Annotated in this window: 1 protein-coding gene; it reads left to right on the forward strand. The window is 40.1% G+C overall.

What is annotated here, in order from left to right; genetic code table 11:
• A partial coding sequence (locus B3B27_RS06070) for a DNA/RNA helicase domain-containing protein (protein ID WP_286847111.1) occupies positions 1–454 on the forward strand: 454 nt, incomplete at both ends.

Here is a 454-nt window from a genome sequence, read left to right on the forward strand (position 1 = left end):
ATCACTCGGAGCCTGAATTTTTGATTTCCTGTCTGAATAGGCATGAAGATTGGGCAGTTATTGTTTGTCTCGTGGGTGGTGGTCAGGAAATCAATACGGGCGAAGCCGGAATTTCAGAATGGTTGGCAGCTATAAAGAATTGGTACCCACATTGGAGTGTCCATATATCACCGAATTTAACTGATTCTGAATATTCAGCAACCGATGCTATTGCAGCACTAAGCAATGTAACCGAAGTGCATCTCAATCCCGATTTACATCTATCCGTCTCCATGCGTTCATTTAGAGCTGAAAACCTTTCTCTTTTTGTGAAAAATATGTTGGATATCCAAAAAGAAAAAGCAATTGAAACGTTCAATCAAGTCAAAGAGAAATACCCTATCGTGTTGACAAGAGATCTGAAAAAGGCAAAACAATGGTTGAAAGAGAAGGCTAGAGGTAGTGAAAGGTATGG

Source organism: Proteiniphilum sp. UBA5463, assembly GCF_002427225.1.
Taxonomy (GTDB): domain Bacteria; phylum Bacteroidota; class Bacteroidia; order Bacteroidales; family Dysgonomonadaceae; genus Proteiniphilum; species Proteiniphilum propionicum.